Source organism: Winogradskyella rapida, from assembly GCF_042675845.1.
GTDB lineage: Bacteria > Bacteroidota > Bacteroidia > Flavobacteriales > Flavobacteriaceae > Winogradskyella > Winogradskyella rapida.
Map to the genome: position 1 here is coordinate 62,461 of NZ_JBHTKM010000001.1, position 19,478 is coordinate 81,938.

Annotated in this window: 6 protein-coding genes; all 6 read right to left on the bottom strand. The window is 37.9% G+C overall.

All coding sequences use genetic code 11. The features are described 5' to 3' along the window. Nucleotides 1-3: 3 nt before the first annotated feature. The 6 genes from ACFQ13_RS00290 to ACFQ13_RS00315 all read right to left on the bottom strand — a co-directional run bounded on the left by ACFQ13_RS00290 (nucleotide 4) and on the right by ACFQ13_RS00315 (nucleotide 19,196). Nucleotides 4-5,952: a T9SS type B sorting domain-containing protein gene (locus ACFQ13_RS00290; RefSeq protein WP_386113102.1), complete on the bottom strand. Its 5,949-nt coding sequence runs from the start codon at nucleotides 5,950-5,952 to the stop codon at nucleotides 4-6. A 148-nt stretch (nucleotides 5,953-6,100) separates the two neighbouring features. Next, on the bottom strand, nucleotides 6,101-7,969 hold the full coding sequence (locus tag ACFQ13_RS00295; protein ID WP_386113103.1) for an OmpA family protein: 1,869 nt from the start codon (nucleotides 7,967-7,969) through the stop codon (nucleotides 6,101-6,103). An 18-nt stretch (nucleotides 7,970-7,987) separates the two neighbouring features. Then, nucleotides 7,988-8,923, bottom strand: a complete 936-nt coding sequence (locus ACFQ13_RS00300; protein WP_386113104.1) for a PorP/SprF family type IX secretion system membrane protein — start codon at nucleotides 8,921-8,923, stop codon at nucleotides 7,988-7,990. Between the two features lie 33 nt (nucleotides 8,924-8,956). Further along, nucleotides 8,957-16,282, bottom strand: coding sequence for a choice-of-anchor J domain-containing protein (locus ACFQ13_RS00305; protein WP_386113105.1), 7,326 nt, complete (start codon nucleotides 16,280-16,282; stop codon nucleotides 8,957-8,959). Nucleotides 16,283-16,461: 179 nt separating this feature from the next. Then, the gene (locus ACFQ13_RS00310) at nucleotides 16,462-17,616 is read right to left on the bottom strand and encodes a tetratricopeptide repeat protein (RefSeq protein WP_386113106.1); all 1,155 of its coding nucleotides are present in this window, start codon (nucleotides 17,614-17,616) and stop codon (nucleotides 16,462-16,464) included. Next, entirely contained in the window at nucleotides 17,613-19,196 is a 1,584-nt protein-coding gene (locus tag ACFQ13_RS00315) for a helix-turn-helix domain-containing protein (RefSeq protein ID WP_386113107.1), read from the bottom strand. The genes ACFQ13_RS00310 and ACFQ13_RS00315 overlap by 4 nt, the downstream gene beginning before the upstream one ends. Nucleotides 19,197-19,478 lie beyond the last annotated feature (282 nt).

Sequence of the window (19,478 nt, forward strand, 5' to 3'; positions counted from 1 at the left end):
ATTTTATCGTTTTAAAGCAAAATGGCCTTTATACGTTTTTCGTTCTCCTGTAAGTGGTTCATTATACTCTACGGTAAACCAATAATCACTAGACGGCATAGCCTCGTTATTAAAAGAGCCATCCCAACCATTGCCTTCTGAGCTAATCTGTTTTAAGAGTTTTCCGTAACGATTATAGATCATTATTGTGGCATCAGCACCTAATTGCGGAATATTCCATGTATCGTGGTTACCATCTCCATTCGGTGTAAAATACACTGGGTAATCAATAATAAACTGGGTCTGTGACGTTAATCCACATCCGTTCTTATCTCTAGCCGTAATCTCATGTGTTCCGGCAGAAACATTAGTAAAGGTATTCTCATCTTGCCAAGGTCCGCCATCTAAACTGAACTCATAAACCCCAATTCCCGTTGCGGTCGCTTCAAGAATATGGTTTCCTGCAAAAGCCTGGGTCAGCAAGGCAACAGATAAACTTGGAGGTGCACTTTCTATGACTTCCATCGTTTCTGTACGCGAACATTGTGTTACTGTAGACGACGATACATCGGTGACCTGTACACTATAACTCCCTTCTTCTAAAGGCATGTAATTAGGGGCTGTTGCTCCGGCAATTTCCACACCATTAAAGAACCAGACAAAATTATATTGATCTGCCGCTAAACCGGTGTCAATATTTAAAGGCGCTAAAGCTTCAGTACCATTCGTATTTAAACATAAGACATATGAGGACTCTAAATTTAATTCTGGCAACTGATTAACTTGAAGTGTCACTTCTGCCAAAGCATAACAAATAGAAGTATCATCACCCGTTGTACTGTCAGGCGTATCATTATCCACTCTAGCATAGAGGACTTGTGGATTGGTCACATTTTCATAAAGTGTAGGTAATGGATTCACGTTTAACTCCGCATCTTCTTGTGTCGCGTAATAGCTTACACTATAGTTTGCTGGATCCTGACTGTCTAACACTTCAGGATCTAAAGTTGTAAGATCAAATTGTGCACTATCATTACTTGGATCTCCATCGGTGTCAACGTCAAAATCACAAACTTCATATACAATAGGTACTGTATCGGGATTGGCTTGCGCCGCCTCATGAACTTCAATATTAAAACTTTGTGTTGTTACCGCACAGCCGGTATCTACATTGGTAATGCTTACAAATATTTGTTGTGGATTACTCGTATTGGTATATGGCCCTATTAAACTATTTGTACCTTGTTGCGCGTCTGCTAAGGTTTCATAATAGTCTACTACAAATTGATTAGGATTCTGACCATTAAGTACCTCTTCATCTTTAGTGGTAAGATCAAAACTGTCATAGCCATCCGTGAATAATTCACATTGAATCATATCGGTAACCGCAACGGCCTCTGGTAAGGCATGCAACACCAATCTAAAACTTACAATGGTATAACAGCCCGAGGTATTGTTATATACCCTAACATAGATCACTTGTGAGGTACTTGTATTTTCATATTGTGTAGGGTCTGCTATGGCAGCAGTTCCATTTTCAGCATCAATATAACTTTCATGATAGCTTGCCGATACGTTGGCTTCACCATTAAACATTAAGGTTTCATTTATGGTTAAATCGAAAACCTCAACTTCATCTCCGGTATTATTAACATCACACAACACCACTTCTGGCAATACCGTGGTTGGTGTTGGGTTAGGCATCACGCGGATGGTTAGCGTTACGCTACTCGTACACCCCGTGTCGGTATCGGTAACCACAGCAAATAAGGTTTGAGGGTTGGCTTCAGCCCCATTTACAGCAGTATTGGTATAAGCTTCTGCATCTACGGCAGCGGTTTGATTTTCGGCATCATCTAAGGTTTCATAATAGGCAACACTCCAACTTGCTTCACCACCCGTGATTTCATCATTTTTCACCGTTAAATCAAACACTGTAACTTCATCAGCCACCTCATCATCACATAACTCTAATTCGGTTGGTCGAACAGGCTCAGGAGGAAGTGCTACACTAATTTCAAAAACACCGGTATCAAAACAAGCCGTAGCCGTACTTTCTAAACGCACATAAATAGATTGTGGGTTACTAGAATTTGTAAAACTATTAGGATTTGTTATCGGATTATTTCCAGCTTCAGCATCTGATGCACTCGTGTAATAACTTAAGTTTACCCCGGTTTGACTTCCTATTATTTCTGAATCTTTTAAAGTTAAATTAAAAGACGTACTTCCATCCGCATCCGTATCGCAGTTTACAAAATCTGAAATAGACGTTGGTACTTGAGGCGTCTCTAACACGGTTAGCGTTAAGGTTTCTGAAGTATTATAGCAACCTGTGAGCGTATTTGTAGCTCTAACATATAAGGTTTGTTGCCCCATTACAATATTAGTATAAGGACTTGAAAACGCATTCACTCCCATATTCGCATCTTCTAAAGTCTCATGATACGTAATTGCGATGTTTAACTCATTTCCTATAATTTCATCTGTTCGTTCGTCTAAATTAAAACTCGCAAATCCATCCGTATCGTCATCACACACTTCTAAATCTGTTGGAGGTGTTGGTGACGGTAATGGTAAGACTCTTAACGTTAATAACGTCGTATTTGTACAGCCGGTAAGACTGTTTGTTCCTTTTACGAAAATAGTCTGCGGATTAGACGTATTGGTATAAGGACTTGAAATAGGATTATTATTGTCTAAATCATTCTGAGTTTCATAAAAACTAAGTGTTATCCCTGATTGTCCATTTAAAATAACATCGGCAGCATCTTCTAAATAAAACACTTCGATTTCATCACCAGGATTATTATCGTCACAAAGTTCTAAAGGTTCAGACGGCGCTAAAGTTGGTATAGCATTAACCACTAAAGCTAAAGTGGTTAGTTTATAGCATCCTGAGTTGTTATCTTCTACACGCACCCAAACCTCATCATTAAAACTCGTTGTATTAATGTAGTTGCTGGTATTTGTTATTGGGTTGCTGGCTAAATCAGCATTAGTTTCATCCGTATAAAAGGTTACTGAATACGCGGCAGGATTTGCCAAGTTCTCTAAAATTTCAGCAATCTTACTCGTTAAATCAAAGCTCGCATACCCATCTGCACTGCTATCATCACACACCTCTAAAGCCTCTGGTGGTGTCGTCCCTAATTGTGGCGTTGGATTTACAATAAGTTCTAAAGTTACAATAGTATCACAATCGGTAACAATGGTAGAACTTTCTACACGGGCGTATAAAGTTTGGGAGTTTTGAACAATATTATCATAAGGACTCGTTACCGCATTCACATTGTTATCTGCATCGGCCATCGTTTCATGGTAAGTTACAGTTAAGGTGCTATCTCCGCCTGTAATTTCATTGTCTTTACTCGTTAAATCAAAAATACCATAACCATCACTGTCTGGATCACAATATTCTAATGGAGTTGGGTTGTTAGCAAATGGTGCTTGAGCCACCACAAGTTCTAACCTAGTGGTATTATAACAGCCCGTAGTAAGATCATCTACACGCGCTACAATAATTTGACCATTAGACGTATTGGTATACAAGGTTGGTAAAGGATTGGTTTCCGCATCAGCATCCGTTAAATCCTCGTAATAGCTCACTGTATAATTAGCATTCCCACCAGTAATTTCAGCATTTTTAATACTAAGATCCATCTCCGTTAATCCATCGGGTGTTCCATCATCACAGACCTCTAATGCAGAAGGCGTCGTTACGACCGGTAAAGGATTCACTTCTAATATTAATGTTGAAATGCTATAGCAATCTGGATTAAAATTATTTTCAGCACGAATATAAATCGTTTGAGAACTGCTTGTGTTTGTATAAGGACTTAAAAGATTCGCGGTTCCGCTTTCAGCATCAGCTTCTGAATCATGATAACTCACGCTAACGTCTGTCGCTCCATTTAAAAGTAATGGCGTTTGGGCTTCTAAATCGAACTCAGCTACCCCATCATTAGAAGAATCGTCACAAACTTCTAACGCTGGAATTGTATTTAACACGGGGGTATCAAAAACTTCTAAATTTAAACTTGTTATGGTATAACAGGTTGTCGCGTCTGAATCTACACGAGCATAAATAGTTTGATTATAAGCCGTAGTATTTTCAAAAGCGGTTAGATTGGTTATTACCGGAGTTCCTGCTTCGGCTTCAGCTTCATTAAGGTAATAAGTAACTTGAACAGATAAGGTATTCCCTGCCGTAATAGCGGCATCGGCTTGCGTGATATCAAAGATTCCAAAACCTTGAGCATTGCTATCACAACTTTGTAAGGGTGCAATGGTATTGGCTAAAGGTGCATCTACAACTTGTAAGTTTAGAGTGGTAAAGGCCACACAACCTAAATCTGTTTCCACACGAACGTAAACGGTTTGGTTAGCCGAAGTACTCTCGTAAGGCGATATTAAAACTTCTAATGGGTTCCCCGCTTCTGCGGCTGCTTGAGTTTCATAATAAGTGACGTTGACATTGGCTGCATTATTAGCTATAGTCGCACTTTCAGCATCTAAATCAAATGTGGCCGTATTAGTATTTACGCCATCATTACACGCTAACAAAGGCTCAGGGTCGACTACGGTAGGCATTGGATTTACCGTGATGGTTTCAATGGTATTTAATAAAAGCCCACAATTTGGTGGTGAAGCATTGGTTACGGAAATGAGTTCCACATCGGTTGTAGCGGTTAAGCCCGATAAGGTTAGGGTGTAATTTCCTGAAGCATCTAAATTAAAACTTTGAGTTGCTCCTGCGTTTATACGGTAAGTTATACTGGCATCAGCATCACCCGAAAATTGTAATTCTGCATCCTCACCTTCACAAATAGGGGAATTATGTGTCACTGTTGGTACCGTAATTGAATAGACGGTAATAGTTTCTGAATCGGATAAATTCTGAGAACAGACTACCGCTCCAGATTCATTTAACACTTCTGCCGTTTCTAAATTAAAAGTCAAATCGTTCACAGCGGTTTCCGTAATAATCGCTGTTCCTGAAGCCTCTAATAAAACACTCTGTGAAGCTGCACCATCAATATTATAATAGATGGTTGCTCCCGGTGTTCCTGTAATGGTAAATTCTATATCTTCCCCTTCGCAAACCTCGTTGGCAGCTACCGATAAGGATGCATTTGGAATTTCTGAAACCACTAAATCAAAATCAATTAGCGAGTAACATTCGGTCCCTGCCGATTTTACTTTAGCGTAAATGGTTTGAGGATTTGAAGTATTCGCATAAATCCCTGGAAGTTCATTAATATCATCCGTAGCATCTGCTAGGGTTGCATAAAACTCTATGGTGTTGTTTGGATCTGAATTGATACTCGATTTTAAACCGAAAAGACTAAATACAGACACGTCTGCTGTGCTACTACACTGTACCACATCATCTATTTCATTCACTACTGGTGGCGCAGGAAAAGCACCAGAACCTTCAGTTGCGGTCCCCGTCCACTCAATTTCAAATCCACCGTCACCTTCAGGTCTATCAATAACAATATAATAGCGTTCTCCTACATTAACATTTAACCAGTACACATAACCATTTCCGTTAGCCCCAGGGCCGGTTTGAGTTAATGTGGTACTTCCGTTAATTCCGGTGTGGTTGTTAGCCAGTCCGGCTTCGGCAGGATTAGTGGTTGCACAGCGGATAGGACTTCCTAGGTTAGAACAAATTAAATTAGGACCGTAAACCCAAAAATCATAATCGACCATAATGTCGGGATCATTAGGAATTAAATCGAATCCTAAAGTCCCCGCCTGAACCACATTGACTTCTAACCATAGGGAATTGTGTTCAAAACCACTACAGGCATTCACTTCAAACTCGTCTCCAGAGCCTGTGGCATTAGACATAAATGTCCCATTACCACAGACTGTAATGGCGTCGATACAGTCATTCGGTTCATTTTGTGCCGTTAGCTTAAACAGCACCGAACTAAAAATTACTAATATTAAAAATTTATTCATTTAATGTATGTATATGAACCTCAAATAGTCAACATCTTACATAATGTAAAACTTGACTATCGAGATGCTTGCTATTAAAAGTAAGTGTTTTAAGCCCTAATAGGTACTTATAAAACAGCTTGATTTACAGATGTCCTACCTGAAGGTCTTATTTCTTCACAATTAAAAATTCAGAGCGTCTATTTTGCGCATCTTGGTCTTCTGTACATGGCTCACAATCAATTTTTGGTGCCGTGCTTCCCATACCTTCAGCAGATAATCTAGATTTATCAATTCCTTTAGAAATTAAATATTGTACGGTAGATTGCGCTCTACGCTCCGATAGTTTTAAGTTATAGGCTGCATTACCCTTAGAATCTGTATGCGACTTCACTAAGATATTCATCTCTGGATACGCTTTCATAATCGCCACTAATTTGTCTAATTCTAAAGCTCCTTGATTGGTGATATTGCTCTTATTAAATTCAAAATAGATCGCATTTAATTTCACTTCTGTTTCCGTGATAATCTCATTAATAGGTTTTAAAGCGATGGCGACATTAATAGTTTCACCTTCGGAAGGTTCTACCGCAATGGATACCGTAGTATAGCCCTTTTTAGAAACTTGAAGGCTGTACTGGTTTTCACAAACCACTTGAAAACTTGTTGTCCCTTTCTTTTTGGTCGCTTGTGTTGCGATTTGATTTTGCTGTGCATCTAAAAGTGTAACCTCTGCTCTCTTAAGGGGCGCGTTAGTTATGGCATCGCGAACCGAACCAATAATTTCAAATTGACAGATTGGAATAGCACTATAAATTTGATCTACGCCAGACCTGTTAGAAGAAAAGTATCCGACTTTTAAGGCATTATTAACACTAAAAGCAAAATCATCTCTTTCAGTGTTAATCCCCTTTCCCAAGTTTTCAGCAGGTTCTTTTTTATTTAAATCTATTTTAAAGATGTCAAAACCACCAAAGCCTTGGTGTCCACTTGAGGCAAAATAAAGGATATTGTCGTTACTAATATACGGAAATCCTTCTTTCCCTGAGGTATTCACTTCAGGACCTAAATTTACAGGCTCTCCATAACCATTGGCATCGATACTAATTTTCCAGATATCTGTATCCCCTATTCCATTTGGTCTGTTAGAGGCAAAATATAAAGTTTTACCATCACTACTTAAACTCGGGTGACTTACGGTATAACTTGTGCTATTGATAGGAAGCGCTTCTACATTTCCCCATTTTCCATCAATTAAAGTCGCTTTATAAATTCCTTGTTGCGCCACTTTTAAACGTTTGCTCTTCATTTTTTTAAACGATCCTTCACTATGGCCATCTCTAGAAAAATACATGGTTTTTCCATCGGCACTAATGGTTAAAGGTCCGTCATGGTAGGCGGTATTTAATTCTTCAACTTCTTCTGGTTCTGATAAGGAACCATCATCTGAGCGCATGGACTTATAAATGTCTAAATAAGGTTGTTTGGTCCAAGCATCTTCTTTCCCTGATTCTTTTCGTGTACTTACAAAGTATAAGATATTATCATTAGATAAAACAGCTCCAAAATCAGTATGTTCAGAGGCATTGATGTTTACATCTTCCACTTTAAAAGTTTCATCGATATCAGCCAACATCGGTATATAATTAGGGTTTTGCATGTGGGCTTTTGCTCTAGCATCTTGAGGGGCTAATTTTGCAAATTCATCTAACTGTGCATTTGCAGCTTCATACTTCCCTTGAGATTTTAAAACCTGAGCATAACGGTAATAGGTCTCTGCACTCCCTTGTTCTTTTAAGGCCAAAGCATACCACTTAGACGCTTCATCCATATTATAAACATGGTAATAACTATCTCCCAATTGTTGGTAGACATAGCTATTGGCCTTCCCTGCTTCAACAAGTTCTAAATAACTATCAATAGCATCTACGTATTGGTAGCTTTCGTATAATTTATCTGCTTTTTCTGTTTCCTTATTTTGTCCGTAGCTAGTGGCTACTATGAAGCACAAAGCTAAAACACGATATATTTTTTTCATTTTAAAACGTTTAATTGATTAGAAGAATCTAGGTGAAATGGATACTTTTTTCGCAAAATTTAGGTCGAATAACAACATAATTTCATGAGATCCTGAGGCATCTATATTTAAGTCTGACGTGGTATAATCATAGGCATATCCTATTCTTAACTCTGGCGTAATAGCAAAATTAGCCATAGCCCCAACAGCATCTTCTAAACGATAGGTAGCGCCTACTTCTAGTTTATCGAAAAATAAAAAATTAGCAGAAAGATCTAAAGATGAAGGTGCATTAAAAGCTGACTTTAATAAGAATGAAGGTTTAAATTTTGTGTTCTCTGCGATATCAAATACATAACCCGCCGATAAAAAATAATGTAAGACTTCAGAACCGTATTCAAATTCTTGACCATTATTAGTCACATCTAAATAAGTACTTTTAAGCATGTTTGGTACTGAAAGTGACACGTAATATTTGTCGGTATAGTAAAAGGCTCCTGAACCTACATTTAGATAGGTATTATTTGTATTCTGGCTAAACGCTTCATCACTAGCATCTGGAACATAACCATTACCAATATCACTAAACAAACCTATATTTTGAAACGTGGCTCCAGCTTTTACCCCAAAGGCTAAGCGGTGTTCCCCACCTAAATTAAGCGTATAGGAGAAATCTGCATACACATTATTTTCTTCGACAGGTCCAATCTTATCAGAGATTACGGAAAGGCCTAGCCCTACGTTTTTACCAACAGGACTGTGTACTGAAAGTGTTGCCGTTTTAGGCGCATCATTAATCCCTACCCATTGTGATCTGTATAACAAGCCAACCGACAAAGCTTCGTTAGAGCCTGCATAGGCTGGGTTTACAACATTCATGTTATACATATACTGGGTATATTGAGGGTCTTGTTGTGCATTGGCACTCCCTAATATCATAAGTGCTAAGGCGATTGTAAAATATATTCTTTTCATCTGTATTTTATATTGCTGTATTATCAATTATGATTAGTGAACTCTGTTTATAAAAACCCAACCTGTAGCTGAAGTCCCATCTTCTTTATCTATTCTATAGAAATAAGTCCCATCTGGTAATTCTTCACCTGCGTTAGATTGCCCTTTCCACTGCGATGTGTAATTACCACTAAAGTTATATACTTCTCTTCCGTGACGGTTAAAGATCTGTAAGTTTTGAACTCCAAATCCTGTTAAATCGAAGGTATCATTTTTACCATTTCCATCAGGTGAGATACCTCTTGGAATCTCTTTACATGATAAACGTTCCGTGGTATAAGCTGTGGTTACTGAACAACCACCAAAATCTACAGTCAATGAAAATTGTAAGGGTACTGTAACTTCAGGGTAAGACGCTGCATAGTCTGAGACATTAAAGATTTCAGAATTATCTCCTACTATAGTTCCATTGACATCTCTCCATGTGTAGTTAGCTTCCTCTACACTATAAGAATTCTCTACTGGCATGGCTGTTAAAACATAGTCGGCATCATCACAAGCCCCTTCAATTGTGGCTTCAATAGCATCTAGAATTGTAATATTAAACGTGCTTGACGTTCCTTCTACACAGTTAGCCACATCATCTAAAACTTCATAAACCACATTGTAATTCCCCATGCTACTCGCAGCAATGTTTATCTCTCCTGTCACCGGATCTATTGCTAAACCAGCTTCTGCACTAAACATCCCGGTTAAGGTTGCCTCTGGAGAGAACTCTGGGAAAATAGACGTACTGTCTGCACAGTAAACATCTTCTTGATAGCTAAATGACGTTACAGGAATACTACTTTCTGTAATTGATAGCGTTACGGTAAAGGTACCAGCCGCCATACAAGTCTCTGAATTAGCCTCTACGTTATACGTTACCTCATGGTTACCAACTGTGGCTGTAGATAAGTCTAAAGCTCCAGTTGTTGCATTTACCGCTAGTGTTGATGAACTATACACACCACCTTCGGTAAAATCTGAAGCGAAACTCGGTAGAACCGTGTTTACTTCTAATACACAGAAAGATGATGCGCCATAGTCAAACAGTGTTACTGGGGTTGTAGCAGCGGTAAAATCTATAGTTGCCGTATATGTTCCGGCAGCGGTACATGTTGTTGGATCGCCATTAAAGGTATATGTTATTTCGTGTTGTCCGGCTGATGCAGAAGCCATATCAATAACTCCTGTTGAAGCTTCAATATCTAAAGTCGTTGAACTGAACACACCGCCTGTAGCAAAATCTGCTGCCAATTGTGGCGTTGGATTTTCTATAGCGACAACACAAGTGTCATTATAAGTGAACGTTAATTCTGGAGTAAACGAATCGCTCACCACCACTTCGATTTCAGAACGAGGACCTTCACACCCTTGAGCATCGACATAAGCTACATAATAGCTCACAGTTGCTGCCACAGAAGTATCTGGTGTTGGTGCCGTTGCAGAGCCTGTACCTCCTACGGCATCTGTAAACCACCATAAGTCATACACATCCGAAGCTGAAGCCTCTAAAGGCTGTGCGGTGTCGTTAAGACAGTATTCTACAATGCTTTCTACTGTAGGCTGATCTGCAATACCATTATAAGTAATTTCTAAATCGTAAGCACAATAAGCGGTTTGCCATGTAAAGCTATACACGCCTGGTTGTACAAAATCTGTAAAGCTTGTTGTGTTACTGTTGGCATCTGCAATAGTCACTGTTCCCGGATTAGACGCAGAGGCCACCCAAGTTCCAACGCCACTTGCTTCGACATTAGCCACATCATCATCACACTCTAACGTAAACGGTGTAGTGATAATACCTGAGTGCGAACTGAAGTTTACAGCATCAAGAACGTTACCAATGTCATTCCCTTGTAAGGCTCTAAAGATAAATCGTGTCTTTTGCTGACCTTCAGGAACCTCGTACGTTCCTGTAACCACTTCCCAAGCTTGCATAAGACCAAGGTGACTCGTCACTAAAGTATAAGGCCCTCCAACTGGTCCTGCAAAAAGTTCAATGGTATTCCCATCGAATCTTGCTAAATGGGCAAAACTATATTCAAACGTTGTGATTTCAGAACTATCAAAATCTCTATAATAGCCTCTAATTTCTGAATCATTAGCATCGCTATCCTCTTGATCTGATAAAAGTTGTACACACTGGCTTCCTTCATAAGGTTCAAACCCTGGTGCATTTAAAGATTCCCAAACAAAAATATTATTTGATGAAGCTAAGTTAGAGCGCCATCCTGGAACCGTGTTCATTGAAATGATTGTATTCACACCACTTAAAGTACTAAGGGCAGGTTCTTCAAAACCACCATTAATCGTATCGAATGCACATAAATCTTCAGGCGTTTTTACACAAACATTAAAATTATATGCTGTTGGCGTATCACTGTTTAAAGTCAATCTTACTTTATAGTCTTGTCCGACAATAAGTTCTGAACTATACATCGCCAATAAAAGATTATCGTAACTACACGAGATTTCTTCTAAACTTCCTCCACCGTTATCTTTATATAAAGTCATAACAATTTCAGGATACACTGGGTTTCCGTTATTATCTCTTAGGTCTCCGTTAAAGCTGTTAATTTCTATAGCATGAATTAAGGATTCTGCCGTAAAACTAAACCAAACATCTCCTCCGTTAACACCATCACAAGACATGGTTTCTGGTGAAGCACTCGCATTAATAAACGATACGGTTGTTACCGCTTCTTCACAGGTTTCTCCTTCATTTATAGGTAAGGTAAGTGCCTTAGACACATCGTCATTTCTAACAAAAATATAAGGACCAGACCAATAACTTTCATCTTCTGTGCTACATAAAGCTCTTACAAAATACTCGTAAGTTGCCGCATTAGGATCGCTAAAATCCGCTGCTACCGGTGTATAAGAATTGGTAGAAACTACAGTCCCCGATTGTGGAATTGTGGCGTTACCTAAAGGCTGAATAGCCACTTCCCATTGTGTTTCTGAGCCTGCTGGCGTCCATGATAATTCTGAAAATTCATTAATGGTTAAATCTGTAGGCTGCGGACAGCTAATATCACCACATACTGAAGTTCCTGTGTAAACAGTTGTTCTCGGTATTAACCCTGTAGGACTTGAATAGATGGTAACTCCTTGATCGTCTAAAATATCGAATTGGTAATTTGCATATTGAGGTGCAGACCAACCAATAGTATCAAAATATAATGAGAACTCTACGCCTGAACATAATAAGACGTTATACGTCACATCTTCTTCACCTGTAAATGGTAAAGCCTGTGATACTTGATTGTTTTGTGTAATTAATAATTCTGAAGAGGTACTCCCGTCACTTGTTAGTACAAAAGTATACTGACAAAGGTTTTCAAAGCTACACTTGGTAGTCACTTCACTTGGTCCTGTCCACATTCCGGTAGATCCACTACAAACTGCACGTACATATATATCATACATGGTTGACGCCTCTAAACCTGAAATGGTAAATGGATTAGTTGTAGCTTCAAATAAATAACTCGGATCTGTATCTCCAACAGGAGCGTCAGAACCTGCTGGTTGCACTGAAATCTCCCAAGCCGTTTCAGATCCATTGGCCTCCCAGCCGACTTGCACTGAAGTATCTGTTATGGCACTTAAAGTAATATTTGTTGGCTCTGGACATTCTGGTACATCTTCAATATGCACATTATCGATCACTAAAGTTTGTCCTCTATACGAATTTGAACTTGCATAGTAAGGCACGTGAAAAGCAATATTTACATCTCCTGAGATTCCTGCTGGGAAGTTGATGATCTTCACTTTGTACTCCATATTATTTATCAGAACCGTATCATCATCAGAATCGTAAAGTACGGTTGTAAATTCTTCTAAACCGACACCGTTAGTCGATAACAAGACTTCTAAATCTTCTGTAAAAAAGCTATCGTTAACTCTGTAATAATAACGTAACCTTTGGTTTTCTGTAATGGTAATCGTTGGTGAAATTAACCAATCTTCATTTTGCCCGTTAGAACCTGTAAAGATTGCTGCGGCTTGATCTCCTTCATAAGGAAAAGAACCACTATTTAATTCCCAAGTTTCATCGTCTGAATTATCATTAATAACAATCCAACAATTTTCTGATTCAGAATCCGAATTAAATGTTTCAACAAAAGGCGCGGTAAAAGCCGTACATAGTGTTCTAAACATTACGGGACCTACCCATTCACTATCGCCAGAATCGCAAATTGCTCTAACGTAAACCTCATACTCTTCATCTGAATTTAAGTTACTCGCTGTAAAGTTAGTCGCATCCGCAAGTGCTCCAGATCCTGAAGGGACTCCTGAACCCGCTAATTGTACAGCCACCTCCCAAGAGGTTTCATTATAGCCTGCAGACCATGAAATACCTGCACTATCCGTTAACACGGTATCTACCATAATATCGGTAGGGTTTGGACAACTCGGTGCATCTTGAATACTGACATCATCTAGACTTAAAACAGACCAGCTTCCTGTAAATTCTGGTGGAACTCTAAAGGCAATATACACTGTTCCTGAGCCTTCAATGATTAACGATTTTTCTTCATAACTTGAATTGGTAAAAATTTCTAAAGGCGAAATAACCGAAAAACTAGAAGGATTCGTGTTGGTTGTAGACATTAAAACTTCCAATCCAAATCTTGGTGATCCTGTAAGGAATGAAAAATCAGCTCTGTACTTATAAGTCAATTCTTTTACACCATCTAAATTAATGGCTGGTGTAATAAGGAAATCATTAAATTCTGATGGTGGTGACGTTGGAGACGTCTGCAATAACGCATGCGAGTCATCTATGAGCCAAGTGTTATCATCATTGTTGGCATCATTAATTTCCCAACAGAATTTTTGAGTTCCAGCATCTTCATCATTAAAACTTTCGTAGAACGGTGTATCATAAGATTCACATAGTGTTGTAAAGGTTACCGGACCAACCCACATACTGGTATCGTCTTCGCCACAATAAGCTCTTACGTAAAATTCATAACGTGTTCCTGGGTTTAAACCTGATGCGATATATGGAAAATTACTAGTTACTAATACTCCCGCTTCCGTAGGTACGCCAGATCCTTCATTTTGAATTGCAACTTCCCATTGTGTTTCTTCGTCACCTGCTGTCCATAATAACCAAGCAGAATCAGTAGTAATACTAGACTCTAAAACAAATGGATTAAGCGGATCTGGACAAGTTGGTCTGTCTTCAATCACCACATCATCAATAGAAAAACGCAATGCCGTTTCCGTGGTATTTGGTTCTACAACAAAGGCGATATTCACATTACCAAGAACCGTTTCTGGAATGTCTACAATAATTTCCTGAAATGAGGTATTGTTAACAGTCGTCGGTGGTAAAAGTTCCGTTGTAAAATCTTCAACACCTACACCTGTTGTAGATAGTTTTAATGTATAGGTAGAAACCCCTTGGGTCGCTCTATACTTATAACGAATTCGTTTTTGAGTTCCGTCAAAATTAATTTGAGGCGTTACATAGTAATCATGATTACTGTACTGACTATTGTTGGTCTGTACCGTGGCATACCCTCCAATAAATGCCCAAGTTGTTCCATCGTCGTTAGCGTCAATAGTAGTCCAACATGGTTCTGGATTGGCATTATTGGCATTATCAAAACTAGTAGCGTAAGGGGTCTCAAAAACTGAACATAAGGTTGTAAAGCTTACTGGAGCACTCCAAATCCCAGGTGTGCCACCACAAACTGAACGCACATATAAATCGTAAGTTGTTCCAGCTTCTAAACCGGTGTTAATTGCTACGTTGGTATTGGTAGTCGTTGCAGTACCTGAAGTTGTAGGTTCTCCTGAATTTCCAGGAACTACAATATACTCCCAAGAATCTGAAAAACCACCAATGTTATCCCATGAGAAATTAACACTACTATCGGTTAAGTTTGAATATGTAATAGCACTCGGTGGCGCACAAGTTGGTGCTGAAACTTCTAGTGAGAAACAAATACCTGCTGAGCTCGATAATTCTGAGGACACCACAATGATATAAGTTTGTCCGGCCGTTACTAATAAATTAGAAATAGTTTTAGGATCGTAAGACGCCGATGTTGTTACCCCAGCGACACAACTTACTCCAACATCTTCACAGCTATCGTAAACAAACAATGAACTTCTGGAGTTATAACAATCAGAATCTCCTCCTCCTGGTTCTACAAAAGTAGTTTGCGTTAAGCTTATTAAACCGTCTTGAGGTGCTGTATAACTTAAAAAGATTTTATTACCTGCTAAATAATTAGTAGTTGATGAGCCTGAAACACAATTTGAACCTTGGGTAGAATAAACCACATCAGGATTTGTCCAATTGGCTAAGTTATCTTGTAAAATATACGGTGTACTAGAAATATCTGAAATGTCTATAGGTGCCCCACAAGACAAACCATATTTTAGGGTTTTAAACGTATAAGGTCCTGTAAAAGCACTTTCCGTATCATTATTACAAATAGCGGCTAAATATACATCGTACTCCGTATCTTCATCTAAATTGTTTAAAGTATAAGAGGTTCCTGAGATAGGAATACCACTTGCTGCAGGCACCCCATCTGTTGGTAATACTTGGATTTCAAAATCTGTTGCTGACGGGTGTGACCAAGAAATCTCAGCACCATCTACAGTAATCCCATCGACAAGCACATTATCATCTTCAAGTTCTTCACAGCCTTCAAGCACCGCAAAATCATCTACAAACCACTCATCTCCGGTTGGTGTTGCGTCGTTTTGTGTGTTGATAGCAACAAAAGCAATATAAATATCTAATCCAGCAGGGATTCCTGATGGAATCTCAATGACCTTTTTTTCATAAGCGGTTTGCGCGCCTTGGTTTAAGGTTGTTTCGGTATAACTTTGAAGAACAACATTAAAACCGTTAATATCGGGTTGCGCTCCAGTAGAAATTCTTATTTCGTATTGTGCTCCGTTATCCGTTTCACTTGCTTGTTTGGTATAAAAATGAATTTCTCCATTTTCTGGAATACTCAATTGCGGCGATACTAGAAAATATTGTCCGGTATTTTGATCTCCAATATTGTCTGCACTAGGATTTACAGAAACAGCGTTAGTCCCTAAATAACCGTCTGTGGTTGATGACCAATCTATATTTGAATTGTTGTTTCCGAAAAGCGTCCAATTCGCAGGAATTCCACTATCGAAATTCTGTGATAGTTGCGCAAAGCTTTTCCCTGAAAAGAGTAAAAAGAATGTAAACAATACAATGCATTGTATTTTCCCTATATGAAGTTTTTGTTTCGAAAACTTTAAATTTAAAAGTGAGGTTAGGAAAACTAAATGATTTACTGCAACAGAGGATTGTAACTTATTTCTCATGTCGTTAAAGTGTCAGTATTAGAGTTAAATTAGATATTCTATCCTCTAAATATACACTAAATAAATACTCAATAATATAGTGTGTCTTTGCTATTTACTGAATTTTAAAAGTCAAAAACAAACAGCAATCCCTTGTACAGCAAGCGATTAAGGTATTTTACCCTTCAAAAAAACAAATCTTAGCTTTGTTTCTGATTTTGGACGCTTTTTAGTTTTGATTTAAGCAATTTAATGGCCGTTCTATTCTTTCTTTCAATGAATAAAACGCCTAAAATTATAATGAAAATAAGGATTAAAATCCAATAAAGCTGCTCTTTGTATTGCAGTTTAAGGAGGTTAAGATCTTGGTTTTGCACCTTATGACTTTCTTCAATTGAAGCACTAATAGAGTTCCGCTCTGAGACTTTTATTTCTAATTGCGTTTTAGAATACAGCTCATAATATTTTTGGTAGGCTTCCCATTGATTTAAGGCTAAATAATTCTCAAAAAGCCCATTGTAGATCCCTAAATTTAAAACTAAATCCCCTACCGTTTTAGCCTTATGGTAAGCTGTTTGAAGTAAGTTTATAGCTTTCTCATACTCCCCTTCTTGGGTGTACACTTCTGCCAATCCTTTTTGAGCAAAGGCAATTAAACTATTCGCATTTTCTAACTGCGCAAAGGCTATAGATTTTTGAAAACTATTTTTAGCTGCCTTATATTCTGAGAGTAGCGTATAGCAATTACCACGATTATAATAGGCAATACTTAAATTAGCATTGACCTCTTCACGTTTTAAGCGCTCGTACTCTTTAATCCCCTTATCAAAATACTCTAAAGCAATATCACAGTTCAGGTTATCTTTATAAATAAATCCTTTTACAATATAACTATTGGCCAAATGCTTTCCTACCGAATCGCGCACAGGATAAAGCAATGCGAGTTCTTCGGTTTCCTCCAAATAGTCAATAGATTTGTCAAAAATTTTAAGTTGTTGGTATAAAATTCCTGTTCGGAAAAGAATCTGAATTTGCAAGACCTTATCATCTATATCCTTAGAAAGTGCATTCGCCTTTATAATATACGCCAAAGCACTCTGATAATCTCTTTTAGACGTATAAGCCAAAGTCATTAACATTAAGGCTCTAACTCTGGTTTTAATGGAGTAATGCTCATTATTGTAAATTGAAACTCCTAATTCTATGGATTTATCTGGGTTTTCGTAGACCTGACGTTGACTCGCCTTTAATAAGCTATCTATGCGTTGATAGCTTTTGGGTAAATTATACCCCCAACAAATCCCTTGTACACTAAAACAAACGAAGAGCAATAAATATGTAAGTTTTGCCATCATTCGGTTTTAGATTTTGGTTGATCTGCTTTTCTTTCCTCTTGAATAAGTTTTATAAACGTTACAGGCGACATCCCTACTACCGATTTAAACACCGTTGCAAAACTACTATGCGACCCGTACCCGCTTTCTTCAGCTAAAAAACTAATTTTATAATTGATATAATTAGAATCATTCTTGAGCTTTGTAATGATATAATTGATACGTAACTTATTAATGAAGGTATTAAAGTTATCATTGTAATGCTTATTGATAACTCCTGAGAGATACTTCGTATTCGTTTCAAATTGCCCTGCTAGCACTGCTAAAGACATATCCTTATTTAAAAACTTTTTAGAACTCTCAAAACGTTTCAACTTGGCTAAAATAGTTTTCTCTGTTTCTTCAGGAATAATAATACGCTTTTTACTGACTTTTTTAGTAGGCTTTACTTGCAGATAATTATTCTTTGTAATCTCTATATAATTGATAATCTCTTTTAATCGTTTTTTACGAGCTTCACTCTTAAACACAACAAAGACCCCGATTAATATTACAACCAAGACCACTAACCACAAGATATACCCATAATTTTTATAGGTTTGGCTTTGCGCCTGTAGTGCGGCTTCATTCTGTTCGGTAACAAGGTTATAAAAGGTATTAACCGCTTCTTGTTCTATTAACTCCGTTTGCGTATTAAGCGCCATAAATTTGTCGTTATACACTTTGTGCTGGCTCTTTTTATTAGAGGCCAAATAACTAATAGACAAATACTTGTTAATTTCTAACAACAAAGGCACATTACCTATAATTTCTGCAAACCGAGAAGCAATAAAGAAGTTTCTTTCGCTATCATCAAAAGCTTTTTTATTAAGGTTAATACGCCCCAATTCTTTATAGGCGAAGGCTTTCTGCTGAAGGTTATTAATGTTACTATTCGGAATTAAACTTAAAGTTTTATTAAGATAGGTTGCTGCGGAATCTACAGCTGCTGTGTTATTAAACATCTTAACTTTCGCTAAATACAATTTAATTTTCTGATCAGGAGAAGCCTCGTAAGTGCTTTTAAACCGTGTTTCTTCCTCATTAATCGCTGAAAAGGCTTCTGCACTCAATCGCCGATCCACATAATAATTAATTTGTTCTAGCGCTATTAGACTGCGCACAGCATCTTTAGAGGCTGGTTTTACCTTATCACTAAGCGCTTTAGCTTTTAGCACATAATCTTGAGATTGAGAATCTAAATACAGTTGCCTAAGAAGAGCGGCTTTAAAAATATAATGCTCTATTTGCAAGGCTGGAGCCACTGATTTTATATGGTTAGAATTTTTAAACGCATACTTAATAGCGTTATCCATATTTCCCTTAACCAAATAACTTTGAGCTATAATAAGATGAAGTTGTGAGACCTCTTGTAATTGATCATTGGTCCGTAAAATATGCTCAGCTATTTTAATGGATTCATCCGGGTCGGAATACACTAATTCTTTAGCTTTATCAAGAAGGTCGTTGTCTTGGGCATGCCCTACAGCGGTTAAGCACAAGCACGCATACAACCCAAAAAGGTAGATAATTTTAGAATGAAAAGTATAGCGTTGTTTCATTATTAATACCACCAGCAATTCTTATTTTACTCAATGACATTAAATATAAAACCATAAAGTAATTGCTGCACACGCAGTAAATATAATAAACTTTATTAAAGCACAGTTTTCAAAACCATTTTAGAAATGTATGGTCAAAGAGGGTTTACCTCGTTAAAACTCCTAATCTATTGACAATTAGCAATAGCTTCTTTACGCCACCTATTCATAAGTTGTTAAAAACTTATGATATAAAAAAAAGGATAACATTTTCATGTTATCCTTTTTACTATGATTTATGAG

Excerpts from the sequence above, each read along its gene's own strand:
- ACFQ13_RS00290 (WP_386113102.1), bottom strand. The coding sequence starts at position 5,952 with ATGAATAAATTTTTAATATTAGTAATTTTTAGTTCGGTGCTGTTTAAG.
- ACFQ13_RS00295 (WP_386113103.1), bottom strand. The coding sequence starts at position 7,969 with ATGAAAAAAATATATCGTGTTTTAGCTTTGTGCTTCATAGTAGCCACT.
- ACFQ13_RS00300 (WP_386113104.1), bottom strand. The coding sequence starts at position 8,923 with ATGAAAAGAATATATTTTACAATCGCCTTAGCACTTATGATATTAGGG.
- ACFQ13_RS00305 (WP_386113105.1), bottom strand. The coding sequence starts at position 16,282 with ATGAGAAATAAGTTACAATCCTCTGTTGCAGTAAATCATTTAGTTTTC.
- ACFQ13_RS00310 (WP_386113106.1), bottom strand. The coding sequence starts at position 17,616 with ATGATGGCAAAACTTACATATTTATTGCTCTTCGTTTGTTTTAGTGTA.
- ACFQ13_RS00315 (WP_386113107.1), bottom strand. The coding sequence starts at position 19,196 with ATGAAACAACGCTATACTTTTCATTCTAAAATTATCTACCTTTTTGGG.